At 67.2% G+C, this 11508-nt stretch carries 12 protein-coding genes; 11 read left to right on the plus strand and 1 reads right to left on the minus strand.

What is annotated here, in order from left to right:
* Positions 1-66: 66 nt before the first annotated feature.
* Positions 67-1578, plus strand: a complete 1512-nt coding sequence (locus G6N24_RS08195) for an HNH endonuclease signature motif containing protein (RefSeq protein WP_163745455.1) — start codon at positions 67-69, stop codon at positions 1576-1578.
* Between the two features lie 273 nt (positions 1579-1851).
* Here G6N24_RS08195 and G6N24_RS08200 read toward each other — a convergent pair whose 3' ends face one another.
* Positions 1852-4377, minus strand: coding sequence for a heavy metal translocating P-type ATPase (locus G6N24_RS08200; protein ID WP_085160399.1), 2526 nt, complete (start codon positions 4375-4377; stop codon positions 1852-1854).
* Between the two features lie 195 nt (positions 4378-4572).
* Here G6N24_RS08200 and G6N24_RS08205 point away from each other — a divergent pair, with 195 nt between their 5' ends.
* The 10 genes from G6N24_RS08205 to G6N24_RS08245 all read left to right on the plus strand — a co-directional run bounded on the left by G6N24_RS08205 (position 4573) and on the right by G6N24_RS08245 (position 11505).
* On the plus strand, positions 4573-4731 hold the full coding sequence (locus tag G6N24_RS08205; protein WP_163745456.1) for a hypothetical protein: 159 nt from the start codon (positions 4573-4575) through the stop codon (positions 4729-4731).
* A 10-nt stretch (positions 4732-4741) separates the two neighbouring features.
* Positions 4742-5539, plus strand: a complete 798-nt coding sequence (locus G6N24_RS08210) for an SDR family NAD(P)-dependent oxidoreductase (RefSeq protein WP_085160395.1) — start codon at positions 4742-4744, stop codon at positions 5537-5539.
* A 23-nt stretch (positions 5540-5562) separates the two neighbouring features.
* The gene (locus tag G6N24_RS08215; RefSeq protein ID WP_163745457.1) at positions 5563-6240 is read left to right on the plus strand and encodes a hypothetical protein; all 678 of its coding nucleotides are present in this window, start codon (positions 5563-5565) and stop codon (positions 6238-6240) included.
* Positions 6241-6307: 67 nt separating this feature from the next.
* Positions 6308-6538 carry a FitA-like ribbon-helix-helix domain-containing protein gene (locus tag G6N24_RS25745; RefSeq protein ID WP_085160391.1) on the plus strand — a complete coding sequence of 77 codons (231 nt, stop codon included), beginning with the start codon at positions 6308-6310 and terminating at the stop codon, positions 6536-6538.
* A complete protein-coding gene (locus G6N24_RS08220; protein WP_232070722.1) occupies positions 6444-6935 on the plus strand; it encodes a type II toxin-antitoxin system VapC family toxin in 492 nt (163 codons plus the stop codon). The genes G6N24_RS25745 and G6N24_RS08220 overlap by 95 nt, the downstream gene beginning before the upstream one ends.
* A 77-nt stretch (positions 6936-7012) precedes the next feature.
* Entirely contained in the window at positions 7013-7168 is a 156-nt protein-coding gene (locus tag G6N24_RS08225) for a hypothetical protein (protein ID WP_163745458.1), read from the plus strand.
* Between the two features lies 1 nt (position 7169).
* Complete coding sequence (locus G6N24_RS08230; protein WP_085160387.1) at positions 7170-8783, plus strand: arylsulfatase; 1614 nt, start codon at positions 7170-7172, stop codon at positions 8781-8783.
* A gap of 89 nt (positions 8784-8872) precedes the next feature.
* Positions 8873-10102 (plus strand): FAD-dependent oxidoreductase, encoded by a 1230-nt coding sequence (locus tag G6N24_RS08235; RefSeq protein WP_085160385.1) that lies wholly within the window; start codon positions 8873-8875, stop codon positions 10100-10102.
* Entirely contained in the window at positions 10095-11099 is a 1005-nt protein-coding gene (locus G6N24_RS08240; protein ID WP_232070723.1) for a Gfo/Idh/MocA family protein, read from the plus strand. The genes G6N24_RS08235 and G6N24_RS08240 overlap by 8 nt, the downstream gene beginning before the upstream one ends.
* 163 nt (positions 11100-11262) lie before the next feature.
* A complete protein-coding gene (locus G6N24_RS08245; RefSeq protein ID WP_085160381.1) occupies positions 11263-11505 on the plus strand; it encodes a hypothetical protein in 243 nt (80 codons plus the stop codon).
* The last annotated feature ends 3 nt before the right edge of the window (positions 11506-11508 follow it).

Raw genomic sequence — 11508 nt, forward strand, 5'->3', positions numbered from 1 at the left:
AATCACCCTTTCGCGCGCATTTCTGATGAGTCAACGCGGTCGGCGGGGTCTGCTAGTATCGAATGTATGTTCGAACAAGTGCTCGATCCGGAGGTGGTGGCCCGTTTCGATGAGCACGTCGAGCGGCGCCATCCGTCGACCACCGCGGAGTCGGCGGGGCTGATAGAGCGGATCTGTGCGGCCGCTCGGGCGGAGAACCGGGCCGCCGCCGCGCAGCTGGTGGCGATGGGGGAGTTGTTCGCCTCTCGGCTCTCGCGCTCTTCGGAGACCGAGGACTGGGCGATCGACACCATGGAGGCCGTGGCCGCCGAGGTGGGTGCGGCGTTGCGGATCAGTCAGGCGCGCGCCGCCGGCCGGCTGCGGTATGCGCGCGCGATGCGTGAGCGGCTACCCAAGACCGCTGCGGTGTTTGTGGCCGGCGAGATCGACTTTCGGGCGTTTTCCACGATCGTGTACCGCACCGATCTGATCGTCGACCCCGAGGTGCTGGCGGCGGTGGATGAGTTGGTGGCGCTCAATGTGACGCGCTGGCCCTCGCTGACCAGCGCCCGGCTGTCCGGGGCGGTCGATAGGATCGTGGCCCGCGTCGACGCCGATGCGGTGCGCCGCCGTAAGGAGTATCAGGCCGATCGGCAGATCTCGATCGGACAGGACCAAGACGGCCTCTCGCGCATCGACGGCAGCCTGTACAGCGTCGACGCCCACGCACTGGACAAGCGGCTGTCGGCGTTGGCGGCCACCGTGTGCGAACACGATCCGCGCACCCGCGAGCAGCGCCGCGCCGACGCGCTGGGGGCGCTGGCCGCCGGGGCGGATCGGCTGGGCTGTGGCTGCGGGCGCACCGACTGCCCGGCCGCCACCCGCCCGGGTGCGGCCCCGGTGGTGATCCATGTGATCGCCGAACCCGCCAGCCTCGAGGGCACCAGCTCGGCGCCGGCCTCGATGGTGGGCGCCGACGGGCTGATCACCCCCGAACTGATCGCCGAACTCGCGAAGACGGCCACACTGGTACCGCTGGCCCATCCCGGCGATGCCCCACCCGAGCCCGGCTATGTGCCCTCGAAGGCGTTGGCCGATTTTGTGCGGTGCCGGGATCTGACCTGCCGCTGGCCCGGCTGTGACCGGCCCGCCGTCGATTGCGATGTGGATCATTCGATCCCCTACGCCGCCGGTGGGCCCACCCATGCGGCCAACCTGAACTGCAAATGCCGAACCCATCACCTTGTGAAGACCTTTTGGGGCTGGCGGGAACGGCAATTGCCCGACGGGACCCTGATTTTCACCTCACCGTCGGGGCACACCTATGTCACCACCCCGGGCAGTGCGCTGCTGTTTCCCAGCCTGTGCCGCGCGGTCGGCGGTATGCCGGCACCGGAAGCCGACCCCCCGCACGACTACTGCGCCCACCGGACCGCGATGATGCCCAAACGCCGCCGCACCCGCGCCCAAGACCGCGCCCACCGCATCGCCACCGAACGCCGCCACAACCACCACGCCCGCACCACGCCGCGAGCCGAGCCCTCGAGCTACCCCGGCCCCGCCCTACCCGACACCGACCACGACCCACCACCGTTCTGACCTGGAGGGTAGTGGAAGCACCTGTCCTGCAAGGGATTACAAGAATCGCGAAGATCGGTCATCCCTAGCGGGCATCGGCCGGGCCGCGGGTTGCTGGATCGGCCTCGACCGCATCCTCGCCTACCGCGCGATGTATGGTACCGAGCAGGCGCTGGGTGAGAAGCTCACTCCTGCAGCGGTTTTCACGCAAAACTGGTGGTTCCGTGCGGTGGACGACAAGGGTGCCGGTCGAAATGCGGGAGAATCCAGAGTCACTCTGACGGACGATGCGGCCTAGGGGGCCGCGGCGGTTTCCACTTGAGGTTCGATGATTTGCGGTGGGGCAGGAGCCAACGGCTCGACGCGGTAGCGGCGTAGCCGGTTGGCGTTGCCGACCACCGACAGCGAAGACAGGGCCATGGCGGCGGCAGCGATCATGGGTGACAGTCGCAGCCCAAGAAGTGGGTAGAGCACGCCGGCCGCGAGCGGGATGCCAATGGCGTTGTAGATCAGGGCGAAGAACAGGTTCTGCTGGATGTTGCGCATGGTGGCGTGCGAGAGCCGGATCGCGGTGACCACCCCCGCCAGTGACCCGGAAATGAGCGTGATGTCAGCGGCTTCGATAGCGACGTCGGTGCCGGTCCCGATGGCGAGGCCGACGTCGGCCTGCGCGAGGGCGGGTGCGTCATTGATGCCGTCACCAACCATGCCGACTCGGCGCCCCCCGGCTTGCAGCCGGCGGATCTCACCGGCCTTGTGTTCGGGGAGCACCTCGGCGAGCACCCGTGAGACCCCGACCTGGCTGGCGATCGCGGCGGCGGTGCGCGCGTCGTCTCCGGTGATCATCACGACCTGCAAACCCAGCTTGCGCATGGCCGCGATCGCGGCGGCGGAGTCGTCCTTGACCGTGTCCGCGACGGCGAGCACCCCGGCCGGCTGGCCGTCGACCGCAACGTGGAGTGGGGTCTTGCCGGCGGCCGCCAGCTCGGTGCTGATCGGCTCTAGTTCGTCCGTAGTGACGCCATTTTCGGCTAACAGTGCAGCGGTGCCGACGAGCAGCGCACGGCCTGAGACGGTGGCCCGGACCCCTTTGCCGGTGATCGAGGTGAAGGACTCGGCGGCGGGAATGTGAATGCCGCGATCGCGCGCCCCGCCGATGATCGCTGTGGCGACCGGATGCTCGCTGTCGGATTCCGCGGCGGCAACGAGGGAAACGAGCTCTCGCTCCGCGAGTGTCCCGGTCACCTGAACATCGGTGAGTGCCGGCTTGCCGGCGGTGATGGTGCCAGTCTTGTCGAGCACGATGGTGTCCAGCCGGTGCGCGGTTTCCAGGGCTTCGGCCGAGCGGATCAAGATGCCCGCGCGCGCGCCCTTCCCGGTGCCGACCATGATCGACAGTGGGGTAGCCAAGCCCAGCGCGCACGGGCAGGCGATGATCAACACTGCCACCGCCGATACCAGGGCTTGCGTTAACGCGGGTGCCGGGCCGGCGACGAACCACACCGCGAAAGTGGTGATGCCGATGGCGATCACGACCGGCACGAAGTACCCCGAGATTGCGTCGGCCAGTCGTTGAATCGGTGCCCTGGACGCTTGGGCCTGCTGCACCATACGAATGATTTGGGCGAGCATGGTGTCCGCGCCCACCTTGACCGCGCGCACCCGCAGCGAGCCGGTGGTGTTAACGGTCGCGCCGATGACGGTGTCGCCGCCGTGTTTGGTCACTGGCATCGATTCTCCGGTCACCATGGACTCATCGACGGCGGACTGGCCGGAGATCACGGTGGCGTCTACCGGGATTTTCTCCCCGGGGCGGATGACTATCTCGTCGCCTACCACCACCTGATCGATGGGGATCTCGGTTTCGCTGCCGCCGCGTACGACGCGCGCGGTACGCGCCTGCAGCCCGAGCAGGGCCCGGATGGCTTCGCCGGTGCCGGCTTTGGCACGTGCTTCCAGCAGCCGGCCCACCATGATCAGGGTGAGGATTACCCCGACGGCCTCGAAATACACGTCGCGCACTTCGGGTGGTAGGGCCGTCGCGGCTACGGTGACCAGCAGGCTGTAGCCGTAGGCCGCGGAGGTACCCAGGGTGATCAGGCTGTTCATGTCGGGGCTGCGATGGACCAGCGCCAGCCAGCCGCTGCGATGGATCGGCCAACCGACGTAGCACATCACGGGCGTGATAAACGCCAACTGTAGCCAGCGGTTGAGCAATACCGCGGGTACCCAATGGGCGCCTAGCGGTTGGGCCATCACCGCGTAGAGCACCGGCGCGGTCAGCAGCGCCCCGATCATGACCCGACGGGTCAGGTCGGCGATGTCGGCGCGCCGTTCCTCGGCCTGCGCGGCTTCCGTATCCGCGGCAGTCGGCTCCTCGGTGGCTTCTGTTGGTACGTAATCCGTTGCAGCGTAAGGCTGTTCGGGGAATTGAGTGTCCTGACCACTGGGGGTGACGATGAGCGTGCCGTAGATCATATTCATGCTGCAGGAGAATCCGAACGACCCCGCTCGTGGCGGGGTGAACCTGACGCTGGTCCGCCGATGCGCCGGCAGCGACGCCGACAAGTGAAGGTCGGGAAAGACCACTCGGGAACTGCAATCCCCGGTTTCCTGCCGGTCGAATTCGATCTCCACCGGTATGCCCTGACGCACTTGTACGACGTTGGGGCTGTATCCGCCGCGGATCGTTACGTGGACCCGCTGCACCCCGTCGCTGACCGCCGCGGCGTGGGCACGCCGGGGGGCGAAGAAATACCACGCCAACCCCGCAACCACCAGGGCTGCGCCCGCGAGCACTGCAATATCGACGTTTGTCATCACGAACTCCTCGTCAGTCGGGCACAGCCTAATGCTGTGGGGCGTACCGCCAATAGCCGCTGGTGACCTGTCCAGATCCCGAGGTCACGGCACTCGCCGCAGTTGCCGATCGTTGCTGGCCGATTGGCGGATGTGCGGCATCCACTGTCCGGCCCCGTCCGCGACAAAGAAAAGTGGAATCCGAGGCGGCATTTCGTGGAGCTGGGGGTAACACCCGCTTGCGGGGGAACGTCCGCACTGGCCGCCTACGAGACGGTGGAGGCGACGCCAGTGCGGCTGATCTCGACGCTCCGTGCGACGCCTGTCGGCTACGACGTGCTGAACAGCTTCAAGTACCTCGGGAGGATCGGCTAGCGTCGTCGCCATGGAATTAACCGGCAAGACCGTGCTGCTCACCGGCGCCACCGGCGGCCTCGGACGGGCGATCGCCGCGGCGCTTGCCGGCCGCGGCGCGCGCCTGATCCTGAGCTCACGCAAAGCACAAGAGCTCGACCAGCTCGCGGCTTCGCTGCCGGGGTGTGGCCACCGGACGGTCGTCGGCGACCTCGCAGAGCCCGGCGCCGCGCTCGCCCTGCTGGCCGATGCGGGCGAGATCGATGTCCTGGTGGCCAACGCCGCGCTGCCGGCCTCCGGCAGGCTCGAAAGCTTCACCGCCGAGCAGGTGGACCGGGCACTCCGGGTCAACCTCGAGGCGCCGGTCCAGATGACGCGGGAACTGATTCCGGCGTTCACCAAGCGGGGATCCGGGCATTTCGTCTTCGTCTCGTCGATCTCCGGCAAAACGGCGACGGCCCGCGCTTCGCTGTATGCCGCGACGAAATTCGGGATCCGGGGCTTCGCGCTGTGTCTGCGCGACGACCTGCGGCCCGCTGGTGTCGGCGTGTCGGTGATCAGCCCGGGAGCGATCAGCGGCGCCGGGATGTTTGCCGACTCAGGGGCCGCGTCGCCACCGCTAATTGGCACCGGCAGGCCCGAGCAGGTCGGAGCCGCCGTCGTCAGCGCGATCGAGCGCAATCGCGGCGAGGTCACGGTGGCGCCGCTACGCCAGCGGGTGTTGGCACGGTTCGCGGCGAACGCACCCGAGATTTCGTCGCGCCTGGCCGGGGACATCGCGGCCCGGGCCGCCGACGAGATCGCCGCGGGTCAAACCGGCAAGCGGTAATGAATTGATGGCATCCTGGCCTCGTGGGCCTGCTGTTTCGCTTGGTCGAATTGCTAGTAGTGGTCGCGCCGGTCGTCGGCGTGATCTACGCCGGCATCCGCGCCATCTCGTCCATCAACCGAAGGTCAGGCGAGCGGCCTAGCGATCCCGCGCCGACGAACCCCGCGAGCGCGGAGTGCGGTGCGGCCACGGCCGGCAATCAAGCGGCGCAGTGGCGGGCGATCAGACGCGCGATCGATGCACACGATCAAACGGATGCACGCTGGCTGGAATACGAACTCGACGCCGCCAAGCTGCTTGACTTCCCGGTCATGACCGACATGCGCGACCCCGTCACGACGCGCTTTCATAAGGCCAAGCTGGCAGCCGACTTTCAGCGACCGTCGCGGGCGGAGGATCTTCTCGACGACCGCGAGGCTGCCCGACGCTATCTGGATGCGGTCGAGGACTATGTGACCGCGTTCAACGCCGCGGAAGCGGAGGCGATCCGCAGACGCCGAGGCGACTTCTCCAGGGACGAACGGCAGCGGCTGGCGCGCGCCCAGAACCTGCTGCGGGTGGCGTCGGACAGCGCTGCGACGCCACAAGAACGTCAGCATGCATATGGTTTGGCGCGCGCCGAACTCGACGGCCTTATCGTGCTGCCGGGCAACACCCGCGCGAGCATCGAACGCGGGATCGCCGGCGAGATCAAAGGATAAGTCGAAGGTGTCCGCCCGGGTGCAAGGCGTGGTTGTATTTTGGCGCCATTGGCGCCAAAATGGCGCCATGCCTAGCGTGCAGATCAAGGATGTTCCTGAAGACACCCACCGGGTTCTGCGTGAGCGGGCCGCGCGTGCGCATCAGTCCCTGCAGGAATACCTGCGGAGCCGGCTGATCGCCGAAGCGAATCAGCCCACTCTCGATGAGGTTCTCGACCGTGTCGCCGAACGGCGCGGTGGCCGGGTGTCCCTTACGGTCGCTGTCGATCACGTTCGGGCAGAACGTGATCGTCGTTGACGCGAGCATATTGGCGGTAGCCCTGGGCGATGATCGGACAGATGGCCAGCTCGCCCGCGAACGATTGGCGGACGAAATGTTGGCCGCTCCCGAACTCGTCGATCTCGAGGTGGTCTCGGTATGGCGCCGCCATGTGGCCGCCAAACTGATACCTGCTCGAAGAGCCGCCGCAGCGGTAGCCGACCTGGAGGATCTGCCCTTACGCCGGGCCCGGCACCAGCCGTTGCTACACCGCATATGGGAACTGCGGCATGCGATTACGCCCTACGATGCTGCATATGTTGCCCTCGCTGAGGCCCTGGATGCCGTGTTGCTCACCGCGGATGCACGTCTGTCACGGGTGCCAGGCGTCAATTGTGCGATCGAGGTGATCGGCCGGGCCGGCGATGGTCGGTAGTCCGGGCAGGTGAGGCCTTGGGCCGCATAGTACGTTGGACTCGCCAGATGCGGGCTCGTCGTCAGAAGGGGCGGCCGATGAGTGTAGTGCCGGACGACCTGCGCACGCTGAGTTGTGAAGCGGTGCTTTACGTTTACCCTCTGGCGCTAATGGAAGTCGAGCGGTTGCAAGCGCTCAACCCTCGCGTCGGCAGCAATCCCGATGTGGGCGCCACACCGGACCGGATGCGTTAGCGTGAAGCGGCCCAACTTCCTGGTTATCGTGGCAGACGATCTCGGGTTTTCCGACATCGGAGCCTTCGGCGGCGAGATCAATACGCCCAATCTGGACCGGTTGGCCTACGCGGGCGTCCGGTTCACCGATTTTCATTCGGCGCCGGCTTGCTCGCCCACCCGGGCGATGCTGTTGACCGGAGCCGATCACCATGTGGCCGGCCTCGGCACGATGCTGGAGGTCGCCGCCCCCGGATTCCGCGGCGCACCCGGTTACGAGGGCTATTTGAACGACCGGGTTATTGCGTTTCCCGAGCTGCTGCGCGACGCCGGTTATCTGACGCTGATGTCGGGCAAATGGCATCTGGGCAAGACGATCGAGACGTCGCCGTGGGCGCGCGGATTCGAGCGTTCGTTCGCTCTGCTGCCGGCCGGCGCCAGCCATTACGGTGGCGCCGCGGCTCGCAGCTTCTTATCTGTGCCAACGCTTTACACCGAAGATGACCACTTCGTCACGGTTGGCGACGACTTCTACTCCTCGGACTTCTACACCGATACCCTGTTGCGGTTCTTCCGCGAGCGTTCCGGGGATGACGACCGGCCTTTCTTCGCCTATCTGCCGTTTCAAGCGCCACACTGGCCGCTGCAGGCACCCGCCGAATCCATCGCGGCCTATCGCGGCCGTTACGACGCCGGACCGGACGTGCTGCGCGAGGCGCGATTGGGCGCGCTCAAGCGGCTCGGCCTTTGCCCGCCCGATGTCGAGGCGCACCCGGTCGTCGCTGACGGCGCCGCGGAGTGGGCGGACATGACGGCACAGGAGCGGGCGCTTTCGGCCCGCAGCATGGAGGTCTATGCGGCGATGGTCGACCGGATGGACTGGAACATCGGCCGGGTGATCGACTACCTGACCGGGACCGGCGAGCTCGACGACACAGTCGTCATCTTCCTGTCCGACAACGGCGCAGAGGGTGCGATCGTCGAGGCGATGCCGCTTCGCGGTGCCCAGATCGCCGCGCAGATCGAAAAACACTGCGACAACAGCCTCGACAACCTTGGCGGCCCCACCTCGTTCGTGTGGTACGGCCCGCGCTGGGCACAGGCCGCCACCGCGCCGTCGCGGCTGCACAAGGCGTTCACCACGGAAGGCGGGATCCGGGTGGTCGGCTTCCTCACCTGGCCGGGCTTTGCCCGGCAGCAGCAGATCGGCACAGCGTTCGCGACCGTCATGGACATTGCCCCGACCGTGCTGGAACTGGCCGGTGCCAGGCATCCCGGCGCCGACTACCGCGGCCGTGAGGTGGTACCGATGCGCGGCCGCTCGCTGGTGGCGTATCTGTCGGGCGCGGCCGAGGCGGTGCATGACGCCGATGCCGGCACCGGTTGGGAGTTGTTCGGGCGCCGCGCCGTCCGTCGGGGCGACTGGAAGGCGCTTTACCTGCCCACGCCGTACGGCCCGGGCACCTGGCAGCTCTACGACCTCTCCCGTGACCCGGGTGAAATCGACGACCTGGCCGCCGCGCGACCCGAGAAGCTGGCCGAACTCCTCGCGCTGTGGGACCGCTACGTCGAGGACAACGGGGTCATCCTGGATCCCATCTCGGTGTACGACGCCGACCCGAAGAGTTTCTCCTGACGGGCTAATCCGTTGCGGCAAAGCCGATTTTGAGAGAAGGCCCAGCTGCGCGCGGCGGCCCGTCGGCCGACCCGTATGCTTGAGCGCTAATGGCTCAGACAACCACGTGTGCGATTGTTGGCGGCGGCCCGGCCGGGATGGTCCTCGGGCTGCTACTCGCTCGAGCGGGTGTCGGGGTCACCCTGCTGGAGAAGCACGGCGACTTCCTGCGCGACTTTCGCGGTGACACGGTGCATCCGACCACGATGCGGCTGCTCGACGAACTGGGCTTGTGGGATCGCTTCACGAGGTTGCCTTACACCGAGCTTCGCAAGGCGACGTTCCACAAAGACGGGCGCGCGGTGACCTACATCAACTTCGAGCGTCTGCGCCAACCCCACCCCTTCATCGCCATGGTGCCGCAGTGGGACCTACTGAACCTGCTCGCCGAGGCCGCCACAGCCGAGCCCACTTTCACGCTGCGCATGAAGACCGAAGTCACCGGGCTGGTGCGGGAGGGCAACCGGGTTGTCGGGGTGCGCTACCACGGACCGGAGGGCCCCGGTGAACTACGGGCGGAGTTGACGGTGGCGTGTGACGGCCGCTGGTCGATCGCGCGCCATGAGGCGGGTCTCAGGACCCACGAATACCCGGTGAGCTTCGATGTGTGGTGGTTCAAGCTGGCGCGCGAAGACACAACGGAGTTCTCCTTCCTGCCTCGCATCGCGCCGGGCAAAGCCTTTGCGGTGATCCCCCGCGAAGGTTATTTCCAGATCGCCTACCTCGGCCCCAAGGGCGCCGACGCCCAGTTGCGTGCGCGGGGCATCGATGCATTTCGTCGCGATATTGCCGAGGTGGTGCCGGAAGCAGCCGAGTCGGTGGGTGGGCTGACGTCCATGGACGACGTCAAGCATCTCGACGTCAGGGTGAACAGGCTGCGTCGCTGGCATACCGATGGCTTGCTGTGCATCGGCGACGCCGCGCACGCGATGTCTCCGGTGGGCGGTGTCGGCATCAACCTGGCGGTTCAAGATGCTGTCGCGGCCGCGAGCATACTGGCCGAACCGCTGCGGGAGCACCGGGTGACGCGCCGCGATCTGGCGGCGGTCCGCCGCCGTCGCGTGTTTCCGACCGCGGTGACCCAAGCAGTGCAACGGGTGCTGCACCGTCGACTGGTCGGTCCGCTGTTGCGCGGCGAGGACCCCACGCCGCCGGCCGCAGTGCTTGGCTTGGTCGAGCGGCTGCCGTGGCTGTCGGTGGTGCCCGCCTATTTCGTCGGCGTTGGGGTCCGGCCCGAGCATGCGCCCGCGTTCGCCCGTCGCGGGCCCGGCAGTGGGTGAGTCCGAGCAACGCGCCCCCCTGCGCATCGGCATCCTGGGCGCGGCCCGCATCGCGCCCCTGGCACTTACCAACCCCGCCAAGGCAAGCGCCGAGGTCGTGGTGGCCGCGGTGGCGGCACGCGACGCGTCACGGGCTCAGGCCTTTGCGCGCAAACATGGCATCCCCAGGGTGTTGGAGACGTACGAGGCGCTGATCGCCGACCCAGATCTCGATGCGGTCTACATCCCACTGCCCAACGGCTTACACGGCCGGTGGACGCGAGCTGCGCTGGCCTCCGGTAAGCACGTGCTGTGCGAAAAGCCGTTCACCGCCAACGCCGCCGAAGCGCGCGAGATCGCCGAACTGGCCGCGACATCGGATCGGGTCGTGATGGAGGCATTCCACTACCGTTACCATCCGCTGGCTTTGCGAATCGAGGAAATCATCGCCTCGGGAGAGCTGGGCACCCTCGAACGGGTGGAGGCCGCCTTGTGCTTCCCGCTGCCGAAGTTCTCCGACATCCGGTATGACTACTCGCTTGGCGGCGGCGCGACAATGGACGCCGGCTGCTATGCCGTCCATATGGCCCGCACATTCGGCGGTGCGACTCCGGAAGTCGTTTCGGCGCAAGCGAAGCTGCGCGATCCGCAGATCGACCGGGCTATGACGGCGGAATTGCGGTTCGCCGGCGGGCATACGGGCCGGGTGCGCTGCTCAATGTGGTCGTCGAATCTGTTGAATATCAGCGCTCGCGTGGTCGGGGACCGCAGCGAGCTGCGTGCGCTCAACCCCGTAGTGCCCCAGTTCTTCCACCGCCTTTCGATCCGATCCGCCAACAGCAAACGGGTGGAACGCTTTTCGCGTCGAGCCTCCTACGCGTACCAGCTCGATGCCTTCGCCGCCGCGGTGCTGCGCGGCGAACCGGTGAAGACGACGCCGGAAGGCGCGGTGGAGAACATGACCGTCATCGATGCGATCTATCGCGCCGCCGGCCTGCCACTCCGCGAGCCGTGTTGAACTTCCGACAACAGCGGGTCAGCGGCGGCGAAGCGCTCACGTTTGACATCCGGCACGGTCGGGTAACCTGGTTTTATCGAGGCGGTCGTGGGATCGGTCTAATCCGCACGTCAACTTTTTGCCGCTCACGAGGGGGCGGGCACGGGCCGAAAGGAGGCCGCGAATGATTGCGAAGAAGATCGCCGGGACAGCCGCATTGGCCGGTGCGCTGGGCGCTGCCGCGCTCGGGCTGAGCACGGGTGTGGCGCCGGCCGATCCGGGGCCATGGATACCAGGGCCACCGGCGCCGCACGTCGACGACTGGGCGCCGAACCCGTTGCCACCCGGACAGATCAAGCAGGTGTGCCCCTGGCAATCTCCGCCCGGCCACTGGATCGGGGGCCCGCACGGGATACCCTGCACCTGAGGT

Origin of the sequence: Mycobacterium lacus, assembly GCF_010731535.1 — a bacterium.
GTDB classification, from domain to species: domain Bacteria; phylum Actinomycetota; class Actinomycetes; order Mycobacteriales; family Mycobacteriaceae; genus Mycobacterium; species Mycobacterium lacus.

What these genes read in the sequence shown, in the direction of transcription:
- G6N24_RS08195 (WP_163745455.1), top strand. Translation starts at nt 67, where the DNA reads ATGTTCGAACAAGTGCTCGATCCGGAGGTGGTGGCCCGTTTCGATGAG.
- G6N24_RS08200 (WP_085160399.1), bottom strand. Translation starts at nt 4,377, where the DNA reads ATGACAAACGTCGATATTGCAGTGCTCGCGGGCGCAGCCCTGGTGGTT.
- G6N24_RS08210 (WP_085160395.1), top strand. Translation starts at nt 4,742, where the DNA reads ATGGAATTAACCGGCAAGACCGTGCTGCTCACCGGCGCCACCGGCGGC.
- G6N24_RS25745 (WP_085160391.1), top strand. Translation starts at nt 6,308, where the DNA reads ATGCCTAGCGTGCAGATCAAGGATGTTCCTGAAGACACCCACCGGGTT.
- G6N24_RS08220 (WP_232070722.1), top strand. Translation starts at nt 6,444, where the DNA reads ATGAGGTTCTCGACCGTGTCGCCGAACGGCGCGGTGGCCGGGTGTCCC.
- G6N24_RS08225 (WP_163745458.1), top strand. Translation starts at nt 7,013, where the DNA reads ATGAGTGTAGTGCCGGACGACCTGCGCACGCTGAGTTGTGAAGCGGTG.
- G6N24_RS08235 (WP_085160385.1), top strand. Translation starts at nt 8,873, where the DNA reads ATGGCTCAGACAACCACGTGTGCGATTGTTGGCGGCGGCCCGGCCGGG.
- G6N24_RS08245 (WP_085160381.1), top strand. Translation starts at nt 11,263, where the DNA reads ATGATTGCGAAGAAGATCGCCGGGACAGCCGCATTGGCCGGTGCGCTG.